This window comes from Streptomyces sp. CB03238 (assembly GCF_002099185.1).
Lineage (GTDB): Bacteria > Actinomycetota > Actinomycetes > Streptomycetales > Streptomycetaceae > Streptomyces.
Map to the genome: position 1 here is coordinate 54,765 of NZ_NBCN01000029.1, position 21,103 is coordinate 75,867.

16 protein-coding genes, 1 tRNA gene, 2 pseudogenes and 1 riboswitch are annotated in these 21,103 nt (G+C 71.2%); of the genes and pseudogenes, 9 read left to right on the forward strand and 10 right to left on the reverse strand.

Annotation, left to right across the window (positions count from 1 at the left end; genetic code table 11):
• Positions 1-2: 2 nt before the first annotated feature.
• The 4 genes from BKD26_RS34365 to BKD26_RS39940 all read right to left on the reverse strand — a co-directional run bounded on the left by BKD26_RS34365 (position 3) and on the right by BKD26_RS39940 (position 2,159).
• Positions 3-851, reverse strand: a complete 849-nt coding sequence (locus BKD26_RS34365; protein WP_084906369.1) for a helix-turn-helix transcriptional regulator — start codon at positions 849-851, stop codon at positions 3-5.
• 26 nt (positions 852-877) lie between these two features.
• A complete protein-coding gene (locus BKD26_RS34370; RefSeq protein WP_084906371.1) occupies positions 878-1,402 on the reverse strand; it encodes a DUF6879 family protein in 525 nt (174 codons plus the stop codon).
• Positions 1,374-1,616 carry a hypothetical protein gene (locus tag BKD26_RS34375; RefSeq protein ID WP_084906373.1) on the reverse strand — a complete coding sequence of 81 codons (243 nt, stop codon included), beginning with the start codon at positions 1,614-1,616 and terminating at the stop codon, positions 1,374-1,376. The genes BKD26_RS34370 and BKD26_RS34375 overlap by 29 nt, the downstream gene beginning before the upstream one ends.
• Positions 1,617-1,811: 195 nt before the next feature.
• Positions 1,812-2,159: a hypothetical protein gene (locus tag BKD26_RS39940; RefSeq protein WP_143662745.1), complete on the reverse strand. Its 348-nt coding sequence runs from the start codon at positions 2,157-2,159 to the stop codon at positions 1,812-1,814.
• Between the two features lie 1,250 nt (positions 2,160-3,409).
• Between BKD26_RS39940 and BKD26_RS34395 the strand changes: the two genes are divergently transcribed.
• The 3 genes from BKD26_RS34395 to BKD26_RS39945 all read left to right on the forward strand — a co-directional run bounded on the left by BKD26_RS34395 (position 3,410) and on the right by BKD26_RS39945 (position 6,401).
• A complete protein-coding gene (locus BKD26_RS34395) occupies positions 3,410-4,573 on the forward strand; it encodes a helix-turn-helix transcriptional regulator (protein WP_084906381.1) in 1,164 nt (387 codons plus the stop codon).
• A 16-nt stretch (positions 4,574-4,589) separates the two neighbouring features.
• Positions 4,590-5,315, forward strand: coding sequence for a 5-formyltetrahydrofolate cyclo-ligase (locus BKD26_RS34400; protein WP_084906383.1), 726 nt, complete (start codon positions 4,590-4,592; stop codon positions 5,313-5,315).
• A gap of 543 nt (positions 5,316-5,858) precedes the next feature.
• On the forward strand, positions 5,859-6,401 hold the full coding sequence (locus tag BKD26_RS39945) for a hypothetical protein (protein ID WP_143662746.1): 543 nt from the start codon (positions 5,859-5,861) through the stop codon (positions 6,399-6,401).
• A gap of 624 nt (positions 6,402-7,025) precedes the next feature.
• Here BKD26_RS39945 and BKD26_RS39950 read toward each other — a convergent pair.
• Positions 7,026-7,334 (reverse strand): hypothetical protein, encoded by a 309-nt coding sequence (locus BKD26_RS39950; RefSeq protein ID WP_143662747.1) that lies wholly within the window; start codon positions 7,332-7,334, stop codon positions 7,026-7,028.
• Between the two features lie 569 nt (positions 7,335-7,903).
• Here BKD26_RS39950 and BKD26_RS42310 point away from each other — a divergent pair.
• From BKD26_RS42310 to BKD26_RS34425, 5 genes and pseudogenes are all read left to right on the forward strand, one after another.
• Positions 7,904-7,993 (forward strand): annotated as a pseudogene (locus tag BKD26_RS42310) (transcriptional regulator); the annotation flags it as partial.
• A gap of 2 nt (positions 7,994-7,995) precedes the next feature.
• Positions 7,996-8,138: pseudogene (locus BKD26_RS42315) on the forward strand (HAD family hydrolase); the annotation flags it as partial.
• 200 nt (positions 8,139-8,338) lie between these two features.
• Positions 8,339-8,412 (forward strand) — tRNA-Met (locus BKD26_RS34415).
• A 171-nt stretch (positions 8,413-8,583) separates the two neighbouring features.
• A complete protein-coding gene (locus BKD26_RS34420; RefSeq protein WP_347106114.1) occupies positions 8,584-9,726 on the forward strand; it encodes a PP2C family protein-serine/threonine phosphatase in 1,143 nt (380 codons plus the stop codon).
• Between the two features lie 236 nt (positions 9,727-9,962).
• A riboswitch (cyclic di-AMP (ydaO/yuaA leader) is annotated at positions 9,963-10,097 on the forward strand.
• Between the two features lie 11 nt (positions 10,098-10,108).
• The gene (locus BKD26_RS34425; RefSeq protein WP_084906391.1) at positions 10,109-11,218 is read left to right on the forward strand and encodes a M23 family metallopeptidase; all 1,110 of its coding nucleotides are present in this window, start codon (positions 10,109-10,111) and stop codon (positions 11,216-11,218) included.
• 76 nt (positions 11,219-11,294) lie between these two features.
• Here the strand turns inward: BKD26_RS34425 and BKD26_RS34430 are convergent, their stop codons facing one another.
• The 4 genes from BKD26_RS34430 to BKD26_RS34445 all read right to left on the reverse strand — a co-directional run bounded on the left by BKD26_RS34430 (position 11,295) and on the right by BKD26_RS34445 (position 16,296).
• Complete coding sequence (locus tag BKD26_RS34430) at positions 11,295-12,635, reverse strand: PrsW family intramembrane metalloprotease (RefSeq protein ID WP_084906393.1); 1,341 nt, start codon at positions 12,633-12,635, stop codon at positions 11,295-11,297.
• Positions 12,636-12,716: 81 nt separating this feature from the next.
• Positions 12,717-13,490 (reverse strand): tRNA (guanosine(46)-N7)-methyltransferase TrmB, encoded by a 774-nt coding sequence (gene trmB / locus BKD26_RS34435; protein WP_084906395.1) that lies wholly within the window; start codon positions 13,488-13,490, stop codon positions 12,717-12,719.
• A gap of 80 nt (positions 13,491-13,570) precedes the next feature.
• Positions 13,571-14,788 (reverse strand): L-2-hydroxyglutarate oxidase, encoded by a 1,218-nt coding sequence (gene lhgO, locus BKD26_RS34440; RefSeq protein ID WP_084906424.1) that lies wholly within the window; start codon positions 14,786-14,788, stop codon positions 13,571-13,573.
• A gap of 71 nt (positions 14,789-14,859) precedes the next feature.
• The gene (locus BKD26_RS34445; RefSeq protein WP_084906397.1) at positions 14,860-16,296 is read right to left on the reverse strand and encodes an MFS transporter; all 1,437 of its coding nucleotides are present in this window, start codon (positions 16,294-16,296) and stop codon (positions 14,860-14,862) included.
• Between the two features lie 686 nt (positions 16,297-16,982).
• On the opposite strand from BKD26_RS34445, the gene BKD26_RS34450 reads away from it, so the two are divergent.
• Positions 16,983-19,079 carry an asparagine synthase-related protein gene (locus BKD26_RS34450; protein ID WP_107418102.1) on the forward strand — a complete coding sequence of 699 codons (2,097 nt, stop codon included), beginning with the start codon at positions 16,983-16,985 and terminating at the stop codon, positions 19,077-19,079.
• Between the two features lie 12 nt (positions 19,080-19,091).
• Here the strand turns inward: BKD26_RS34450 and BKD26_RS34455 are convergent, their stop codons facing one another.
• Positions 19,092-21,047, reverse strand: a complete 1,956-nt coding sequence (locus BKD26_RS34455; RefSeq protein WP_084906399.1) for a sigma-70 family RNA polymerase sigma factor — start codon at positions 21,045-21,047, stop codon at positions 19,092-19,094.
• Positions 21,048-21,103: the final 56 nt, after the last annotated feature.

Below are 21,103 nucleotides of genomic sequence, written 5' to 3' on the forward strand. Positions count from 1 at the left end.
ATTCAGCCGAGCGCGTCGATGGCAGAGGTGATTAGCGCCCGCGCTTTCGGGCCGTGGACGGCGAGCGCCTGCAGCTTGGTGAACGCCTTGAGGTACGTGGCGACCTCGCTCGGCGTGCTTACGGTGACGTCGGCCGTCAGCAGTTCCACCTGCACCAGCCGGTCGTCGTAGATGTAGCAAGCCTCCATCGGCCAGATGCGGCGCTCGGAGGTGAAGGGGATGACTCCGAGGGAGACAGACGGTAGGGACATCACAGTCAGGAGATGCCCGAGCTGGCCGGCCATCGCCTCGCGGTCGCCGATGCGGTAGCGCAGCACCGATTCCTCTATAAGCAGCGCGAAGCTGTGGCGCCCTTCGCGGATGACGTGCGAGCGGGCCATCCGGGCTTCCACGGCATCAGCGACGTCGTTTGGGATCCCGCGGAATTCGGTGATCGAGGACAGCAGCGCCGTGGCGTACTCGGGAGTCTGCAAGAAGCCGGGAATGACATCCGAGGAGTAGACACGGAACTGCCGGGTGCGCTCGTAGAGGGGGACGTACGACTCCTGTAGGCGGCGGAGCCCGGTGCGCTGCTTCCGCTTCCACTCCACGTACATCGACTCAGCGGTGCGGGAGGCGGCGATGAGATCGGCGGCCTGGTCCTGCGCTCCGCAGACGCGGGTCCATGCCCGGATATCAGCGTCTGAGGGCGGCGTCTTCGCGTTTTCGATCCGAGACGACTTCGCTTTGTGCCAGCCGCACCGGATAGCCAGTTCGAGCCCCGTCAGGCCGGCATCCAGGCGCATTTCCTTCAGCCGCGCCGCGACGGCTTCGCGCGCTGCCTGAGCGCTGGAGACGGGTGACGAGGGCATTGCTGGCTATCCGGTGGATCGTGCCGTTAGACCTGGTACTCCTCGTGCGGCACGGCTCGTTCCCAGACTGCTTCGAAGGCGGAACTGCAGAGCTTCGCCACGTCAGGGTCCTCGATGACTTCCTGGTCGACCATGACTCCGTCGCCAGTGAAGTGGTTGACGCGCACAAGGCGGTCGTCGAAGAGCCAGAAGTCATTGCCGGGGAACGCGATGTCCGTAGCCCGTCGGCGGGGCAGCCACCGCACCTGCTCCCCGGCCACGACATTGGCCTGGGTGATGTAGTGCTCGTACCGGATGTACTCAGTCACCGGTTCGCAGACGACTCGCGCACGCCGGACCACGACACCACGCCCCACGGCGTCGGATACTGCCTGGTAGAACGGGTGCCACCATGACTCGCGGTCATCCCAGTTCGTACGGTGACCACTGCGCCACGCCTCGAACTCGTCCACTTCGTCGCCGACCGCGTACGCGTCGCGCATCTCCAAATGCACGGCCGACCGGTGGCAGTCGGCCAGCATGTCAATGAAGCTGGGCACGCTCTGCGGCATCGCACGCCTCCCTCAAGGCCGGCACCATCCGGGCCGGAATCCGAATCACCGCCTCGTGTCCCGGAATCGGTCCGACAGACAAGCAGCCCTCGCGGGTGTCGTCGTCAGCCTTCCATCCCTGGAGCACCAGATCGGCGTTGTCCTCGTCGACGAAGACGGATGGACAACCGTCTTTCCCCGACTCCGGATCCTTCGCGATGAACCGTAACTGCACGGCGTCCTCCCATGTCGAGCGGGTTGCGTCAGGTTGCGTGACCATCCCCCGGGAAAGTACGGCAGTCAAGGGTGCCTAGACGCGAACGAGTTACACGGCTGGGCAATCCCGCAGGCCCTTCGGGAACCGCCAAGGTCGCCGCACGAGGGCACATGCCTTCCGAGCCAGCCAGTGAAGGGAAGCGGCTGAGCAGAGTCAACCCGCAGGGGGTGTCTCCCCCGCCTCCGCGCCATGGATCAGGACGCCGACCGGAACAGTGCAGGTCGGGTCGCGTAGAGCTCGCACGGCCGTCCGGAGTCGATTCGGGTCGGCGCCGAGATGCTCGGTCGCGGCACCGATGAGTGCTTGGGCGAGAGCATGATGAAGCCAGCTTTCGTGAGAGTGCTCGGCCGCGCTGATGGCCAGTTCCTCCAGCGAAGACAGCACCTTGCGTCGTTCGGCCTGCCGGGGCGGCTCGCCGAATCGCCGCCACACCACGATTTCGCCGCGCTGGGCGTCGAACTCGATCCGGAATGGGAGTGGAAGCGCCGTCTGCTCGGGCACCTTGTCCTCCTTGATCGTTGAAGAGCCCTCCGGCCGTTGGGGGAAACGGCCGGAGGGCGCCTTGACGGCCGGGCGGCGGGAGGGGAGCGAATGCACGCCGCCTGGCCGAATCGCGTTGTCGGCGGCCACCCTCACCTGAACCGCCGGCCTTGCGAACCCCGCCCGGCAACAGCGGGGAGCCTTACTCCACGGGCACCCGGGAGAAGACCAGCCGCACCAGCTCGTGCTCTCTCGACCGCAAATCGCTGCGAACCCCGTCCATGACAGCGGCCTGAAAGGCAGGATTGGCGAGCAGCCTTGCAAGCTCAGCGTGGATCTTGCGGCGGCGAGGGCTGACCATCCGGACTGGCCACCACCACTGGGCCTTGCACCCCCACCACATCTCCGCCCGCCGCAGTAAATCTGTCCTTCGAGTCCTCATGCCACGGCCAGCCGGCGAGGAGGAAACACGTAAGGCCGAATGCGTCGGGGCCTCACACACCCGGCACCGGCCGAAGCCAAGGGAACCGCGGCCCGAAGCAGAGCCGTCAACCGCTGAGTACCGGTCCGCGAGGCCGCCGGACCGACCTCGAACCACACGATCTTGCCCGCCATCACAGGGATGCTGCCCCAGTCAGCGGCCAGGGACTCGACCAGCATCAGGCCCCGGCCACTCTCGACATCCGGTGTCCCGTCTCGGGACACGGGCCGCGTCGGGTGGGCATCAGTCACCTCCACCCGCAGCCGGGCACCCGTCCACCGCACTACCACTGTGCACGAAGCGCCGGTGTGCCGTACGGCATTAGTGATCACCTCGCTTGACATCAGCGCGACATCGCTCAGTGCCTCGTCCGAAAGCGGCACACCCCACCCCCGCACCACGGCCATGATTCGCCTTCGTGCCCTTGGTACCGCCTCGTCAGCGGCTTCGACCCGAAACCCGTGCGGCATGGGGATCGCGGACCTCATCGCGGCTCACCCCCACGTCGGAGAGTCCGGAGGAGCGTGGAACGGTGTCGATGCACGGCAGTGGTCATGGCAGTGCCTTTCGCAAGGGTGGAGCGCGAAGGGAACGGATCCCCGGGCACGGGGCGACGCAGCCGACGGGATGGTCGGCCAAGTCACCACCAGAAAGGGAGTGCTGGGCTCCACAGAACCGCCCGCCATCCGATAGGACCAGGGCACTATTGATGCGCCTGTGATGCATCCATGCGGCACCCCCGGGCATGACCTGGGTAGTTGCCCTCCGAGGCAAGCCGGGAGATGAAGAAATGGTGCTCAAGCGGTACCGGCTCGTCCAACAGCGCGAGTCGAGGGGCTTCACACAGGAAGCCCTCGCCGAGGAGCTGCGGGTCGACCGCACAACCATCGTGCGCTGGGAAAACGGCCGCAGCGAACCACAGGCTTGGATGCGCCCCCGCCTCGCCCGCGCGCTAGGCGTCACCGCTGATGAACTGCGGGACCTGCTCGCTCCAGCCGCCTCCCCCACTCCAGAGACGGAGCGGCGCGAGTACGCGACCCGTCACCCGGAACGGTCCGACCTGCAGACCTGCGCCATGCTCCGCACCGAGTTCCAGCAGCTGATCGACCAGTACGACCAGGTACCGTCCGCGAGTCTCCTGGCTGAAGCCGGACAGCAGCTCGGTCACGTATCCCTCTTGGCGGGCGAGGCGCGCCGCGGGCGAGTCCAGAGAGAGCTGCGTGCCCTCCAGGCGGACGCTGCCACCCTTATGGGGCAGCTCGTATGGGATGCCTCGCAACGCCGCGACCATGAGACAGCCAAGTCCTTCTACGCGCAGAGCGTCAGTGTGGCCCGCCACCTGCGTGACCCCACCCTCGAAGGCCATGCCCTCCTGCGCACCGGCTACGTCGCCCTGTACGGCTCACGCGACGCCAAGACGGGCCTCGACCTTACCCTGCAGGCGGCCAAGACGGCCCATGACGCCAGCCACGCGCTGACCGGCCTCGCCCTACTTCACGCAGGCGAAGCCCACGCGATGCTGGGCCAGGCAGCCGAGTGCGAACGCGCCCTCGGCCAGGCCGAGGAGCACATGAACCGAGCCGAGCCCACCGACGCGGGGGCCGAACTCGTCTCACCTACCCAGATCGGACGTCTCGCCGGCGCCTGCTACCTGTCCCTTGGCCAACACCGCCGCGCCGAACGCATCCTCATCGCGACGGCCGCAGAGCTTCGGGACCGCAGAAAGTCCCGCGCCATCGTGCTCGGAAACCTTACGCTCGCCTTGATCCGCCAGGGCGAGGTCGACGCCGCGGTCGACACACTGGCGAAAGCAATCGAGGACCTGGAACAAACGCGTGGCGGCGGAGGTATGAACATCGTGTTCGGTGCCGCCCGAGAGCTTCGCCCTTGGCGCCAGGTGACGGCCGTCCAAGATGTCCATGACCGGCTGCTGGCTCTCATGACAGCGCTGTAGCGGTAAGGAGACTCCGGTGCCCAACCAGCACGACCAGGACAAGCAGCTCGTACGAGAGCGGGTATGGGACGCCCTGGAAGCCGCTGCCGCTGTGTACGACAGCTCGGTACACGGGCGGATCCCGAACTTCAGGAGGGCAGAAGAAGCCGCTGCTCGACTTGCCGCCCTGCCGGCGTGGCAGGCGGCGACGCGAGTCAAGGCCGTACCCGACAAGGCACAGCTACCCGTCCGCGCCCGTGCGCTGTCGGACGGCAAGACCGTCTACATGGCCGTACCGAAGCTGGCTACACCCCGGCCCTTCTATCTGCTCGACCCCGCCGCGATCACGATCGCCCCGGAAGAAGCCGCGTCCAGCCGCATAGCGGCGTCGATCGCCCCCACCGTCGACGTCGAAGACCTTGACCCGATCGACATCGTGGTGCTGGGAAGCGTCGCGGTGAACCGAGACGGAGCCCGCATCGGCAAGGGGGCCGGTTACTCCGATCTGGAATACGCCCTACTGACCGAGGCCGGGTTGATCAAGCCTGACACCCTCATCGTCACAACCGTCCACCCACTCCAAGTCGTCGACGGCCCGGTCCCGACCGCCGAGCACGACGTCTCCGTGGACCTGATCGTCACCCCCGACGAGGTCATCACGTGCCCCACCCCCCGCCGGCCGAACGGCATCCTGTGGGACCGCCTCACTCCCGACAAGATCGCAGCGATCCCTGCCCTCCAGTTCAGGCACGCAGCACGCTGATCAAGGGTTCGTGGGCCGCGCGGGCAGAGAAGGGCGAGCGAGGTCAAATTCGCCCTGGTGCCCTTATTACCTCATGGTCGGTGCGCGATTTTCGCCAGCCACCCCATGCGCTTCGACATCTCTAAACATCCGCCAGCCGACGAACCCGTTGCGGTTTAACCGGACCGACTGGCGTCCGGACTTCTTCTTCATGCGCGGCGGGGCATCTTCGGCGCTGGACGCAGTCCGCTATCCGAGGCGATGACATTCCGGTAGGTGGCGTGCAGATCCGAAAGAGACTGCGCCAGGGCGACCGAGAGAGCTTCCTTCAACCATTCGCGCTCGGGCGTCTTTTTCCTGCCGTGATGGCCATCTTCTGCAGCTTCACATCGGAGGGCCCGGCTCGCGTTCCTCCGCGTACCCCTGCGCGCCCGAAGCTCATCGTTATAAACGACTCTCGGAAATCGCTTGCGAGGCGAACTGGTGTAGGCCAGGCTGTGTATGCCGTGTTCATGACGTCTCTGATCGTCAGGGGCGCCAGCCATGCAGACGGGAGGCGGAAGCTTGACGTCCACAACATCACCGTTACTCGGAAGAAGGCGCGGGCGGGCCCTGACTGCCCTGCTCGCGTTACCCGCAGCGCTCCTGCTCGTCCTCACCACCGCGACGAGCGCCAGCGCGCACTATGTATACGAACGCGACATGGTTTGGTCCAATACGGACACCAGTAACTGCCTCTGGACGCGATCCGAGGTCTCCCACGGGGGCGCCGACGCCGGTTACCTCAAAGTCGACGGGGTCGCGTCCCTCTCCGAACCCGCGACCGGTGCGTGCATCCTGCCATGGAGCCGTCCAGCCGGAAACCTTGGCGCGGCCTTCCAGTACTTCAAGTGGAGTGGCAGCCAGTGGTACGTGTGCCGACAGGAAATGAACGGCATCTACACCACCAAGAATGTTTCAAGCATTACGGTGTCCGTCGACTTCCCTGCGCCTCCGTGTGCGGGCGGCTACTACGCCACCAAGGGCGCGTCGGCTGTCTACTACCAAGGCACGTGGTACGGCAAGAACGTGCCGATTTGGTCCGGTCAACACTGGATCGAACCGTAGAACCGGAGGAGAACCATGAAGAAGACAGCACTGGGTGTAGCGGCAGCCCTACTGGTGATGGGCGGTGCGGCGTCGGTGGCGATGGCCTCCGGCAGCACAGAGCGGCCACCCGCTCCGCCAGCACCGGAGTGGGTCAACCCGGACGGGACCATAAATCCGGCCAAGATGCCGAAAGACTTCCCCGTAATGGGCTCTGACGGCAAGCCCCTCAAGGACGCCAACGGGAAACCCGTGAGGGTCAAGTCAGACTTAAACTTCCCCCCTGGTCCGCCGCCTGCCCCCCGGTCCGCTACTGCTGAGGAACGCTGGATCGAAAAGGGACCGAACGGCGAGACCACTGAGCACGTGCGGATAAGGCCGGGCACCCCGGCATCCGACTGACCACCACCGGGGCCGGCACACACAAGTTGTCGGCCCCGGCCACCCGGAAGGACACGCGTGGCGTTCCCGCCTCTCATTGCCGGTGTCTGGTACCTCGGGCTGTCTGCCTTCCTCGTCGCACGTAGCGACACGGTTGCCCTCGGCGTACCGGTGTTCGCTCTCACGGGAGTAGTTCTGGTTATCGCGGGGATGCGCATGTCGGCAGGCCGACCGTGGACGGTGAGCGCCGCACGGTGGGCCTCGTCAGTGGCCTTCTCCGTGGCCCTGGTGCCCGTGGTATTCCTGCTGGCCGTAAGCGTCTTTTTGGGAGACGCCGTGCGCTTGGAGATGGCCTTCACCGAAGGTTTCGTTGCCCAGGCCGTAGTCGGAGCCGCCCCGGCCGTAGCTGTTCTCCTGCTCACGCGTGAGCGATCCAGGCCCACCGCTGACTGAGTTTCGAGCCTCTCCGTAGCGGCCCAGCCCCCTTAGGTTGACGCTCACGGCATCCAGGCGCAGGGCGGATGCCCCACCGGGCTTTTGGGACGAGGCATAGGCCATCACCTCGGTGCTCACCCCCCTCCGCTTCGCATGCGTCGATCTGACCGCTCCGCCCCAACACGAGACGCCCAGTGCGCTTCCTTCACCCTCGGCCTTGTCGGCACGCCGCTGCCCATGCGGCGTCTCAACGCAGGGACCGCTTGCGTGAGCGATGCGTGCGCGGACGGGTCGACATGGGCTGGACCAGGCAGCATGTTGATCTGACCTGAAGCGCTCTGACCAGGCACGCCGGGACCGCCTGGCAGGCGTCGGCACCTCGCGTCATGATCTTGGGGGGACTTTTAATCCGTTGGTTGTGGGTTCGAGTCCCACACGGCCTACCATTCAGCCCCAGGTCAGAGGCGTTCCCCGACCTGGGGCTGACGTCACTCCCGGGGCTCTGATAATCGTCTGCCGGCCCCAGAGCCCGACGATCATGAGTAACGAAGCCCCGGCCGGCCGGGGCGGTACGTCAAGCCGCGGGTTCGCGGACCGGCGCGGACTCGATGATCCGTTCCGGATGATGCAGCCATACCTGCTGGCAGTGAGCGGTGACCGTCAGCCCGAAGTCGCGGGCCTCGGTGGGGAGCCGAGTTCGATGTACTGCCCTACGCGACCGCCTGCCGATGATGTTGGACAGCCGCGATCTCTCGCCGCAAGCCCGTCGAGAGCTCGAGAGCATCCGGTACGCGATCCCCAGGCGGGGACGCTCAAACACACGCGCCGCACCGGCTGGTGGATGGCGGGCGGTCGTGACACGACTCTCAGGAGACCCGCACCGGGGACGTCAACTCCCTCGGCAAGAAGTACAGCACCGAGGCCGACCCACAAGCGGTCACGAATTCGGAGGACCAGATGGCCCCGTGCCGCCCGGCGCCCGGGGGGCCTGGCTTCCCGCCGCCCCCGGCCACAGTCGCGTCCGTCACGCTCCTTTCCCGACCACGGGCGTCACCGTGGCCGTTTTGGTCGCGTCAGGGCAGCTGCCAGGGATATTGGTTAGGGAACGTGCGCCGGATGGCGTAAGGTGGTGTTCACAACGACGCGGGGTGGAGCAGCTCGGTAGCTCGCTGGGCTCATAACCCAGAGGTCGCAGGTTCAAATCCTGTCCCCGCTACTGAAGACGAAGGCCCGGTGCATTGCGCACCGGGCCTTCGTCATGCCCCGGGCAAGTGGAGTGTGTCGCTCGGTCGGCGGATGGCGAGTCGCCGCGCGGCGCGGCTCCGGTCAGCCTGGGTGGGGCGCGGTACCGTCCGCAGCCGTGGGCGGAGCGGGCAGGAGACCAGTGGTGGGGCAGCGAGCGCGGGACGGCGGCGACGGGCCGGAGGGGGTCCGGCGGTTCGTCCGCGCGTTGCCCGCGCTGCTGATCGCGGGGGGCGTGGTGTACGACGTGTGGACCCCGCCGCACTTCACCGCCGTACCGCTGTTCGCCGCCGCCCCGCTCGTCGCGGCGCCGCTGTTCACCGCCCGTACGACGCTGCTGTCCGGTCTGTCCGCCGTGCTGGCCGTGCTGTTCCTGCACCTGGGCAACGGCACCCTGGACGAGGTGCACGCCCTCACCGAGATCCTCACCGTGGCGGTGGTCGCGGGGCTCGCGCTGCTGATCAACCGGGTCGTGAGGCGCAGTGGTGAGCGGCTCGCCTCGGCGCGGGTGATCGCCGAGACCGCGCAGCGGGCCGTGCTGCCGACGCCCGCCGAGCGGATCGGGGGGTTGCAGGTGGCGGCGCGGTACGAGGCGGCGCAGGCGGACGCGTTCATCGGGGGTGACCTCTTCGCGGTGCAGGACACGCCGTACGGGGTGCGGTTGGTGGTCGGGGACGTGCGGGGGAAGGGCATGGGGGCGGTCGAGGCGGTGGCGGTGGTCATCGGGGCGTTCCGGGAGGCGGCCGAGCAGGAGAGCTCGCTGGAGGGCGTGGCGCAGCGGCTGGAGCGGGCGCTGGCGCGGGAGGGGACGCGGCGGGACGGGCTGGACGCGTTCGAGGGGTTCACCACCGCCGTACTGGCGGAGATCCCGCGCGGGGAGGCCGTGGTGCGGGTGGTGGACCGGGGGCACCCGGAGCCGCTGATGCTGTACGCGGACGGGCGCGTCGAGCTGCTGGAGCAGGCCGAGCCCGCGCTGCCGCTGGGCATGGCGGACCTGGGGACGTGGCCGGACCGGGCGTACGAAGTGCCGTATCCGGCGGGGGCGACGCTGCTCTTCTACACGGACGGGCTCTCCGAGGCGCGGGACGCGGACGGTGTCTTCTACGACCCGGTCGCGCGGCTGGCGGGGCGGCTCTTCCCGGGGCCCGACGCGGTGCTGGACGCGCTGGTGACCGACGTATGGCGGCATACGGGCGGCGGGGCGACCGACGACCTGGCGCTGTTGGCGGTGAGCCGGCCGGCGGAGGGGCAGCCGGAGCGGCGGCGGACGATGCCGGTGGTGCCGTAGCACTCCGTAGTGACCATGTGTCGCTGCGCATAACACGTGACGCACCGTCAGAATTGCTGTGCCCGGGGAATGTTTCTGATGTGCGGTCAACTCGCCCGGTTGTGCCCGGTTGTGGCCTGGTAAATCCCGGGCCCGTGTAGTTAATGATCAGTAGGAACAGCTTGGAATCCGGAGCCCGCGTCTATTAACGTTCGATAACGCAGCGCGGTCGTCCCAGCCGTCGCAAGAGACGGCACCGCGCGCGTGCGCCGAATTCCGCAAGGGAACCGGGGAACCACCACCTTGGGGTGAATCGGGCCGAAGTGGGCCCGTAGGAGACCTTCCTGCTCCGAACCCGTCAGCTAACCCGGTAGGCGAGAAGGAAGGAAAGGAGTGCGCCTCCGTGGCGTCCAACCGCCCTGCCCCAGCCCCCGAAGCTCCGTACGGCTCCATCGGCTCGTTCAACTCTTCGGGTGTCCCGGACGCCGCACCCGTAAACGGGCAGTGGGAGGAATGGAACCCCACCGAGGAGACCGTCCGCCCCGTCCGCGGCCGGCACCGCGTCGCCAAGCAGCGCGGCGGCCTCGCCCGTAGCTCCACCGTCCTCGGCGTCGGCGTCATCGCGGCGGTCGGCGCGGGCGGCATGGCCACCGCGCAGGACAAGCCCGCGGTCTCCATATCCTTGCCAGACGTGGTCACGGACAACCTGCCCGACGCCGAGTCCCTGCCCGGCATCGGCGCCCTGATGTCCGACGACTCGGACGACTCCGACGGACCCGGCCAGGGTGACTCCGCCCCGCTCACCAACGCCACCCTCACCGGCACCGCCGGTGCCGACGCCGGGCAGCAGAGCAGCGGCGCGGACGCCGGCGAGGCACTGCGCGCCCGGATCCTCCAGCAGGCCGAGCAGCAGCAGGCCTCCGCCGACGCCGAGGCCAAGGCGGCCGCCGAGAAGGCCGCCGCCGAGCAGGCCGCGGCCGAGGCGAAGGCGCAAGCGACCGCCGCCCAGGAGCAGGCCGCCGAGGAGAAGGCCAAGGCCGAGGCGGAGGCCGCGGCCAAGGCGGCGGCGGCCGAGAAGGCCGCGGAGGAGGAGCGGCTGGCCAAGCTCGCCTCCAGCTGGTCCCTGCCGACCTCCTCGTACACCATCACCTCCACCTACGGCCAGGCCGGCAACATGTGGTCCTCCGGCTACCACACCGGTCTCGACCTCGCCGCGCCCACCGGTACGCCCGCCAAGGCCGTGCACGGCGGCACCATCAAGTCGGCCGGCTGGTCGGGCTCGTACGGCTACCGCATCGTCCTGGAGCTGGAGGACGGCACCGAGGTCTGGTACTGCCACCTGTCGTCCATGACGGTCGGCGCCGGGCAGACCGTCGGCACCGGCGAGACCATCGGCCGGGTCGGCGCCACCGGCAATGTGACCGGGCCGCACCTGCACCTGGAGGTGCACACCGCGGGCGGCGACGGGATCGACCCGCTGGCCTGGCTGCGCGGCAAGGGCCTCACCGTCTGAGAATCCCGTCCGGCGCTTTCGCACTCCGGCAGCTCTGGCGGCACACCCCCCGACGCCAGGGCTGCCGGTTTTGTGGTCAGTACCGGTACGGGTTGTAGCCGCCGTAGTTGAGATGCGGCGGCGGCGTCCACACCCGGCCGGTGGCCTGCGCCGCGTACGTCAGCGCCGGCCCGGCTATCTCCTTGCGCTGCCACAGGTGGTGCAGCAGCTCCTGCTCACGCGCCATGAAGTCCGGGCCCACCACGCCCCGGCGGGCCCGGTGGCGCAGGAACGCCAGCGACGTCGCGAACGCCTCGTACTCGCCGACCGCCCGGGCCGCCGCCGGGCCGAAGCAGCGCGCCGCGTACCCACGGGCCAGACCGCGCGCCCGCATCGAGGACAGCGCGAGCGGCTCCGCGGGCGTGAGCCAGCCCGCCGCGGCGTACGCCGGGAGCTCGCCGGATATGGTGCGCAGCTCGCGCTGCCGCGACCAGACCGCCAGCCAGGTCAGCAGCCCGAACGCGGGCACCATGAACGCCCCGTACACGGCGTAGAACGCCCACGGCCCGAAGGCCGCCGAGCCGTTCCACAGCGCGTGCATGCCCATCGCCAGGACCAGCCCGAGCAGCGGCAGCGCGACCCGCCGGATCCTCTTGCGGCGCGCGGTGATCGCGGCGATGCCGAAACCGATGCCGGTGAGCACGGTGAACAGCGGGTGCGCGAACGGCGACATCACGATCCGTACGAAGAAGGTCGCGGCCGTGACGGACGCGAACCCCGACGTGCCGATCTGCTGGTCCTCGCCGAAGGCGTTGCCGAGATACAGGATGTTCTCGGTGAAGGCGAAGCCGGTCGCGGTGAACCCGGCGATGACGACACCGTCGACGATCCCCGTGAAGTCCCGTCTGCGGAAGACGAAGACCAGCAGCACGGCGGCCGCCTTCGCGCTCTCCTCCACGATCGGCGCTATGACGGTCGCGCCGAGCGTGTCCGCGGACGCCGGGTCGGCGGTGGCGGTGGCTATCCAGCGGGTCGCGAAGGTGTTGGCGACGATCGCGACCAGCGCGGCGGCGCACGCGCCCCACGCGAACGAGAACAGCAGGTTGCCCCACGGGCCCGGCTCGACCCGGTCCAGCCAGCGGAACGCGGCCATGAGGAGCGGCACGGGCAGCAGGGCGAGGCCCAGCCCGACCAGGAAGCCCTCCGTACCGGTCTGCTCCCGCACCAGCGCCAGGATCACCAGCCCGCACAGGGCGAGCACGATGACGACCGCGGAGGCCCGCACCACCTTGCTGCGCCAGAAGGCGCGGCGGGGCTTGTAGCGCCAGCGGGCACGCTCCGGCACGGCGTCGAACGACGGCTGCGGTTCGTACGCCGGGACGGCCGGATACGGCGACGGGTGCTGGTGCGCGGACGGCCGCGCGGACGACTGGGACACGGGAACGACCCTAACGACCGCCACTGACAGTCCGCGACGGGATTGCTACGCGTGCTGCGCGTGCTGCGCGTGCTGCGCGTGCTACGCGTGCTGCGCGTGCTGGAACAGCAGGTCGCGCACGACATGCCCCTTGTCCAGGCCCTGACCCTCGAACCGGGTCAGCGGCCGGAAGGCGGGGCGGGGCGCGAAACCGCCGTCGGGCTGCGTGTTCTCGAAGTCGGGGTGCGCGGTCAGCACGTCCAGCATCTGCTCGGCGTACGGCTCCCAGTCCGTGGCGCAGTGCAGGACCGCCCCCGGCTTCATCCGGGTGGCCACCAGGCTCAGGAACTCGGGCTGGATCAGCCGGCGCTTGTGGTGCCGCTTCTTGGGCCAGGGGTCGGGGAAGTACACGCGTACGCCGTCGAGGGCGCCGGGCGTGAGCATCTCGCGCAGCAGGATGATCGCGTCGCCGTTGGCCACGCGTACGTTGGTCAGGCCGGCCTTCTCGGCGAGGGCGAGGAGGTTGCCCTGGCCGGGGGTGTGGACGTCGACCGCGAGGATGCCCGTCGACGGGTCGTCGGCGGCCATCTGCGCGGTGGCCTCGCCCATCCCGAACCCGATCTCCAGCACGACCGGAAGCCCGCCGAACATCTCGCCCAGGTCGAGCGTGCGCTGCCCGTCGATGTCCAGCCCCCACACGCCCCACAACCGCCGCAGCGCATCACCCTGCCCGGGCGTGACGCGGCTGCGCCGGGGCTGGAAGCTGCGGATCCGCCGCTCGAAATGCGATCCGGCGGGATCGGGCGCGGGCCCCTCGGGGAATCGGGACTCACCCTTGGGCCGGCGGTGCACGGCGGTTTCATGGGACTCAGACACAATGACCGAATTCTACGGCGCCCCCACGATGCCGCTGCCCGAGCGGCCGGGTTCAGGGCGTCGGGGTTCCGGGTTCCGGGTCAGCCCAGGTGCGCCAGAGCCCGCCGGGCGACTTCCCGGCCGATGGGCAGGGACGCCGTCGCCGCCGGGGACGGGGCGTTCAGGACGTGGACCGTGCGCGGGGCCTCGCGGATCAGGAAGTCGTCGACCAGGGTGCCGTCCCGCAGCACCGCCTGGGCGCGGACACCCGCCGGGGCGCGCCGCAGGTCGTCGGGGTCGACCGCCGGGAGCAGCCGCCGTACCGCCTCCGTGAACGCCCGCTTCGACACCGACCGGTGCAGTTCACCGGCCCCGTACCGCCAGTGGCGGCGGGCGATCCGCCAGGAGCCCGGCCATGCCAGCGTCCCGGCCAGCTCGCCCGGCCGGACGACCGACCAGCCGTACCCCTCGCGGCTGAGCGCGGGCACCGCGTTCGGCCCCACGTGGACGCCCCCGTCGACGCCCCGCGTCAGGTGCACGCCCAGGAACGGGAACGCCGGGTCCGGTACCGGATACACCAGGCCCCGCACCAGCTCCGGTCGGGCCAGCTCGTAGTACTCGCCCCGGAACGGCACGATCCGCATGCCCGGCTCGTCGCCCGCCAGCCGCGCCACCCGGTCGCAGTGCAGCCCCGCGCAGTTCACCAGCACCCGGCCACGGAGGATCTCCCCGGACGCCGTACGGACCGCGACCCCCCAGGGGCGCCGGTCCACGGCGGCGACCTCCGCCCCGTACCGGATCTCCGCGCCGGACGACTCCGCCAGCTGCGCCGCCACCGCCCCGTAGTCGCACACCCCCGTCGTCCCGACATGGATCGCCGCCAGGCCCCGCACCCGGGGCTCGTACTCGCTGATCTGCGCCGGGCCCAGCTCCCGCACCGGAATGCCGTTCTCCCGGCCCCGCTGGACCAGCGCGTGCAGCCGGGGCAGTTCGTCCCGCTCGGTCGCGACGATCAGCTTTCCCGTCACCTCGTACGGAAGCCCGTACTCCGCGCAGAACTTCACCATCTCCGCCGCGCCCCGCACCGCGTACCGCGCCTTCAGCGAACCCGGCCGGTAGTAGATCCCGCTGTGGATTACCCCGCTGTTGCGTCCGGTCTGGTGCCGCGCCGGCCCCTGCTCCTTCTCCAGCACCACCACCCGAGTCCCCGGAGCGGCGCGCGTGATCGCGTACGCCGTCGACAGACCGACGATCCCGCCGCCGATCACGAGCACGTCGCAGTCATACCTGCCATCGCCGTACGCGGACACCTGTGCCACCTCCCACCCCAGATAGTGCACTGGCCCACTGACAATGGCCCTAAACCAGGTGGGACACGGTGGGACACGGCTCACGCCGGAGTCATCAGCAGCGGACGCGCCCGTTCCCGCAGCTCCGCCACCCGGGGCTCGTCCCCGTACGGCTCCAGCCGGTGCAGCAGATCCCGTACGTACTCGGTCGTACGCGCCGACGAGATCCGGCCCGCCACCTCCACCGCGCGCGTGCCGGCCGCGCAGGCCGCGTCCAGGTTGCCCGACTCCAGCTCGGCGACGGCGCTCACGACCAGCCGTAAACCGTGCGAGCGGACGTACTCCTCCGTCGGCCGCGACAGGGCCTGCTCCGTGAAGCGGCGCACCTGACGCGGCGCCTTCAGGTCCCGGTAGCACTCCGCCGCGTCCGCGCAGAACCGGTCGTAGGAGTAGAAGCCCAGCCAGGACGGGTCCGCGTCGCCCTCCCGCGACCGCTCCAGCCACCCCTCCGCGGCCCGCAGCGCCGCTCCCGCCGCCGCGCCGTCACCGGCCTTGGCGTGCGCCCGCGCCTCCACCAGCCGGAAGAAGGACAGGGTCCGCGCGGTGGCCAGCCCCCGGTTGCGCTCCAGCGCGGCCTGCGCCAGGTCGACGCCCTCGTCGGCGAAGCCCCGGTAGGTCGCCTGGAGCGACATCGACGCCAGCACGTACCCGCCCAGCGGCACATCGGCGGCTGCCCGCGCGAGCCGCAGCGCCTGGATGTAGTAGCGCTGGGCCGCCTCCTGCTGACCGGTGTCGAAGGCCATCCAGCCCGCCAGCCGGGTCAGCTCGGCGGTCGCCCCGAACAGCGCCCGGCCCACCTCGTCCGAGTACGAGCCGAGCAGCAGCGGCGCCGCGTCCACCCGCAGGCACTCCGGCACCATCGACGACCGCCAGTCCCCGCCCCCGTACTTGGAGTCCCAGCGCCGCGCGTCCTCCGCCGCCTCCCGCAGCTTCGCCACGTCGCTGTGCCCCACCCGTACCGCGCCGCCCTCGTCCGTGGCGCCGTCCGGAACCGCCGTCACCGACCGTTCGACCGACGAGTCTGCGGGGGTTATCAGCCACCTGGAGGCGGGCGTCGCGTACGCGCTGACGGCGAACGAACCGGCCAGCGACTGCCAGATCCCGCCACCACCGGCCCGCCGCCCGGCCAGATCCAGCCGGTACAGCTCGGTCGCCGACCTCACCGCCTCGCCCACGTCGCGCGGAAAGGCCAGCCCCACCTCGGGCGCCGGGTCCGCGTCGGCGAGGCCGATCTCGTGCAGGGGGACCGGACGGCCCAGCTTCTGCCCGATCGCGGCCGCGATCAGGTGCGGTGCGGCGCCCTGCGGCACCATGCCCTTCGACACCCACCTGGCCACCGACGTCTTGTCGTACCGAAGGGTCAGACCGCGCTGCGCTCCGAGGTCGTTGACCCGCCGGGCCAGGCCGGCGTTGCTGATTCCCGCGAGGGCGAGAACGGTGCCGAGCTTCTCGTTCGGCCCGCGTTGCTCCCTGGACATGCGCCACCCCTCGACCACAGACGGCCGCCGCGACGCCAGGCATAGGCGCGCGGCATTCGTAAACCCAGCGTAGTTCGCCGCATCCCCACCGTTAAGGGGCGGTGTTCCGTATGGCGAGATTGTTGTGCGTACGGGTGGACCCTCGGACGACTGCGGCACGGCCGGTGCGCGGCCGGTGCGCCGCCGGGCCGTGCGACCGTCCGGCGGCCCGCGTGCGGACGGCGCACGCCCCCGTACAGGTCCGTCGCGCCCCGGCCGTGCTCCGGGTGTGTGGCCGTGCGCCTGTCCGTGCGCTCTGGCCCGTCCGGTGGGGGGAGCGCTTCCATGGGTGCTGCGTGGGTCGGCCCGCCGTACTGGAAGCGGTGGGCTGGGGGACACCGCCGCCTCAATCCCCGCGGGTGGCGGACCGGTCCGGGAGGCGGACAGCGCCTCCCGGACTGAGCTTATGGGCGGTTCTGTAGACAAACGTACGGTTGGGGCGTGCGTGGAGATTGGCTGAATGATGCCCATCGTTCGGCCGGTCGAACCACTCCTCGCGCCATCCCCTGAACCACCGTCACATGGCCAATGCCAGGGGCGCGTTCCCATTTCGCGGGGCGCGGCCCGTACTCCCTCCTGTGCGCCTTTGTCGTGGCAGCATGTCTCCATCAGGAGAGCTGGGTTGTCCACAGGCTGTGGAGGCGGCGATGCGGTGGCTGGTGGGGTGGAGCAGTATCGCCGCGAGCTTCGGTACGGCCGGGGCCGTCGGGAACGATGACGAGAACCGCACCCTGCACCCGGTCGGCGCCCAACTCCTGTGGGGTGACCCCGACCCGCTGTGGGCGGTCGGCGACTGGCGCCCCGACGAGATCCGCGTCGTCACCGTCGACCCTTTCACCCGCCTCGCCGTCCTCGGCTGTTGCGCCGCGAGCGACGACCAGCTGAGGGTCGGCCTGTTCGCGGCGCGCGGCGGCGCCATGCGCCACCTCACCGCCTGGCCCGGCAGCTACACCGCCGTCGTCCAGGTCGGCCGCCGCATCATCGTCGCCAGTGACCTGGCCGGCGCCCGGCCCGTCTTCCACACCCCGTGGGCGAACGGAACGGCGTACGCCACCGCCGCCCTGCCCCTCGCCGACCTCATCGAGGCCCAACTCGACATCGGCCACCTGGCCGCCCTGCTCGCCTGCCCCGAAACCCCCGAGGCGCTGCGCGACTCCACTCCGTACGCCGGCGTCAAGCGCGTCCCGCCCGGCCACGCGCTCGTGCTGCGCGAGGGATCGCGCGAGATCACCGGGTACGAACCCGTCGCCTCGCTCGCCGTCGCGGCACCCCAGATCGACCCGGACCGGGCGGTGGACGGCGTACGGGACGCGCTCGTCGAAGCCGTACGGGCGCGGCTCACCGCCCCCCGGCACGCCCCCGAGACGCTGCCGCCCGACCCCGGGCCCGTCCCCGGCATGGGCCCGGCCGAACGGCGCGCCGCGCGCGGGGCGCCCGCCCCCGGCATCGGCGCCGACCTGTCCGGCGGCAGCGCCTCCGGAACGCTCGCCCTGCTCGCCGCGGGCCTGCCCGGCGTGCCGGGCACGATTCTCGGACACGGCACCGGCGCGGGCGAACGGCTGCTCGCCGTCACCTTCAACGACCTCGCCACCGGCGGGCGGGACGCCGAACTGGAACGGGCCCGCGCCCGCGCCATCGCCGAGAACCCGCGCCTGCACCACGTCGTCGTGGCCGCCTCCGAGGAGGCCCTGCCGTACGCCGAGCTGGAGGGCCCCCTCACCGACGAGCCGGGGCCGTCCCTGGTGACCGCCGAACGGCACCGCCGGCGCCTCGCGGCGGGTAGCGCCGACCACTTCACCGGGCACGGCGCACGCCAGGTGCTCGACGCCCACCCCGCGCGCCTGGCCGACCTGCTGATGGACCGCAGACGCCGCCACCTGCTGCGGCCCGTCACCGCCCTCGCCAAGGCCACCGGGCCCTCCGCCGGCTCCCTGCTCGTCCCGCTCACCGTCTACCGGGCCGCCCGCAGACTCGCCCGTACGCCCTACCGCGCCGGTCTGGAATCGGCCGCCGACGGGCTGCTGAAGGCCAACCGGTCGGCTCCCGCCGTGAACGGCCCGCTGTCCGCCTCCCTCGCCGCCCTCGCCTGGGCCCGCCCGGGGCCCGCCGCGCGCTGGCTGACCGGCGAGGCGCTCGCTGAAGTATCGGTTCGCCTCACCCAGGCGGCCACCAGGCCCACGTCCGTCCAGCGCCCCGGCGAGGCACGCGCGCGTGCGGCCCTCGCCCGGTACGCCGCGGACCACCGCATCCTGGAGCAGGCCGCCGAGATCCGCAGCCAGCGGCTCCACTCGCCCTTTCTCGACAACCAGGTGGTACGCGCCTGCCGCGACCTGCCCGAGTCGCTGCGCGTCCAGCCCGGCGCCCGCGCCGCAATCCTGCGCACCGTCCTCGCGGGCGCCGGCATCCAGGACCTGCCACCCGGCTGGGGAGCCACCTCCCACGCCCCGACGGCCGCCGCGAACCGCGCGGGCCTGCGCACCGCGCTGCCACAGCTGATGACCCTCTTCGACGCGCCGCTCCTCGCCGACGCGGGCCTCATCGAAGCCCGCGTCGTACGCAGGGCCCTGCGCGCCGCCACCGAGGGCGAACCCGTCCCCCTGGACGGGCTTGCCGACCTCGTCTCCACGGAGCTGTGGCTGCGCCGCCTGCTGGCCCGCCGGGGCACCTGCTGGACGGGCACGGCGGCACCGAGGCAGCGCGCCGTGGCGGGCGGTGTGCCGCGGCGCCCCACGCTCACATCGTGACGACCCGGGGGCTCACCCGCAGCTGATCCGCGACTCGGCCCAGTCGGCGGGCGCCACGGAACTGAGCGGCGTGGCCGTGTCCGGTTCGACGACCAGACGGATGGTCCTCCGGCCGGAGATCCCCACGCGCAGCGGTACCGCCGCGTCGCCGCCCCGCAGCACCGGGGACCGCCACAGCCGCGTCCCGTCCCCGTACACGGAGAACCGCACCGCGCCCAGCCCCAGCGCCATGTCGTCCACGCCGGCGAACGCCTCGTAGGCCGAGCAGCGGCGGTTGAGGTCGATGGTGAGCGACGACCGGGCGTGGACGGTCACGCCGTGCCCGTACCGCTTCCCGCCGACCGACATTCCCCAGCGCTGCCACATCCAGCTGGACGCCCCGAGCCTGACCTCCGGCCCGGTGTGGTCGCCGTAGAGGCCGTAGTCGAGCTGGTTGACCTGGTAGACGGTGGGCGGGGGCGGCGGGGGAGGGGGCGTCGGCTCCGGCGCCGGCTCCGTGGGGGCGGGCGGCGGCGGAGGGGTGGGCGTGGGCGTGGGCTGCGGCCGTGCGGGCGCCGGGGCGGGCGGTGCGGCCGTGGGCGTGACGGATGGTGCCGGTTCCGCCGGGCTCGGGCTCGGGGAGACCGGCTGCGGTACCGGCTCCGGCGCGGGCGTGGGCGGCGGCGTGGTCCGGCTCGGGGCGGCGACGGGCTCCTGCGGTACGACGGGTTCGGCGGCGGGTGGCCGGGCCTCCGGCTCGGGCGCGGGCTTCGGGCTCCCGGACAGGGCCCACACCACGCCGGCGACGGCCGTGACGGCCACCGTCACCGCGATGCCGGCCTTCGCCGGGGCCCCGAGCCCTTCGGCAGCGGCCCCACCGGAAGCCCCGGAAGCCCCACCGCCGGCCGCGCCCCCCGAACCACCCGCCGCGGCCGCCGCCCCCGCCCCGGCGCCCGCCGCGCCCGCGGCACCACCGGCCACGAGCCCGGCGGCCTTGAGCGAGAACCCGGCCGCGAACCAGCCGATGACGGCGACCGGCAGCAGCGCGGGGATCCCCGCGTTGACCTGCTCCAGCTCACCCACCGCCAGCCGGCACCGGGCGCACTCCTCCAGGTGCTTGCGCAGGCCCCGCTCGGCCCGCATCCGCAGGCCTCCCCGGGCGTATGCGCCCAGCCGGTCCGCGTAGCGCGCGCAGTCGCCGCCGGCGGTGAGCGACCGGCTCACATGCGCCTGGAGGTACGCCTGCTTCAGTCCCTCACGCGCCCGGCTGGCCAGCACCGCCGTGGCGTTGGCGGTCAGCCCGAACAGCGGCGCCACCTCGCTCGGCGACTCCTCCTCGACCGTGGTGTGCCACAGCACCGCCTGCCACCGCTCGGGCAGCGAGCGGAAGGCCCGCACGGCGAGCGACTGCTCGGCCTGCTGCATCGCCCGCACGTCGGCGCCCAGTTCCAGGGTGTCGGCGTCCGACACCTCCGAGGCGCGCACCGCCTGCGCGGCGAACACCGCGAAGTCCTCGACGAGCTGCTCGCGCCTGGACGTCTTCGTCCAGGCGGCCGCCACGCGCCGCACGGTCGTCAGCAGATACGCGCGCACCGCCTGCTCCGGGCCGGCGCCCCCGCGCACCGCCTGAAGCGTCCGCGCGAACACCTCCGCCGTGAGGTCCTCCGCGGTGTGCGCGTCACGGCAGCACGTGCGGGCGTAGCGCCGCACCGCCGACGTGTGCCGGCGGAACAGCTCCTCGTACGCACTGTCGTCGCCGTCCCGCAGGCGCTGGACCAGCTCGGCGTCCGACGGCGGCAGCTCGATGGGCGGCGGCAGTACGGAGTCGGCGGCGCCACCCTCACGCTGTGCGGGCACGGCGGCGTCGACGTCACCACCGGACGGTGCCGGCGCACCGCCGGGCCCGCCCTGGCCCGGCACCTTCGGTGAGGACGGTTCGTCGGCCGTGGCCCCGCCCCCGAGCGGCTCATCGCGACCGTCACCGCTCATCGCGGAAGCCCCCGTACCCCTGCTCAGACCCGGACACCGGGAAAGAGTGCCACAGG

Excerpts from the sequence above, each read along its gene's own strand:
- BKD26_RS34365 (WP_084906369.1), bottom strand. The coding sequence starts at position 851 with ATGCCCTCGTCACCCGTCTCCAGCGCTCAGGCAGCGCGCGAAGCCGTC.
- BKD26_RS34370 (WP_084906371.1), bottom strand. The coding sequence starts at position 1,402 with ATGCCGCAGAGCGTGCCCAGCTTCATTGACATGCTGGCCGACTGCCAC.
- BKD26_RS34395 (WP_084906381.1), top strand. The coding sequence starts at position 3,410 with ATGGTGCTCAAGCGGTACCGGCTCGTCCAACAGCGCGAGTCGAGGGGC.
- BKD26_RS34445 (WP_084906397.1), bottom strand. The coding sequence starts at position 16,296 with ATGTCCAGGGAGCAACGCGGGCCGAACGAGAAGCTCGGCACCGTTCTC.
- BKD26_RS34450 (WP_107418102.1), top strand. The coding sequence starts at position 16,983 with ATGCGGTGGCTGGTGGGGTGGAGCAGTATCGCCGCGAGCTTCGGTACG.
- BKD26_RS34455 (WP_084906399.1), bottom strand. The coding sequence starts at position 21,047 with ATGAGCGGTGACGGTCGCGATGAGCCGCTCGGGGGCGGGGCCACGGCC.